This window comes from Robertmurraya korlensis (assembly GCF_023715225.1).
Lineage (GTDB): Bacteria > Bacillota > Bacilli > Bacillales > Cytobacillaceae > Robertmurraya_A.
This window is the reverse complement of the sequence record NZ_JAMBNS010000173.1, coordinates 1-256: the sequence shown is the minus strand read 5'-3', so window position 1 is coordinate 256 and position 256 is coordinate 1. Positions and strand designations below refer to the sequence as shown.

Here is a 256-nt window from a genome sequence, read left to right as displayed (position 1 = left end):
CCAGAAGAGCCGCAGTGAATAGGCCCAGGCGACTGTTTAGCAAAAACACAGGTCTCTGCGAAGCCGCAAGGCGAAGTATAGGGGCTGACGCCTGCCCGGTGCTGGAAGGTTAAGAGGAGGGGTTAGCGCAAGCGAAGCTCTGAATCGAAGCCCCAGTAAACGGCGGCCGTAACTATAACGGTCCTAAGGTAGCGAAATTCCTTGTCGGGTAAGTTCCGACCCGCACGAAAGGCGTAACGATCTGGGCACTGTCTCA

Annotated in this window: 1 rRNA gene; it reads left to right on the top strand. The window is 56.2% G+C overall.

Annotation, left to right across the window (positions count from 1 at the left end):
• Nucleotides 1–256, top strand: a 23S ribosomal RNA gene (locus tag M3175_RS24735); the annotation flags it as partial.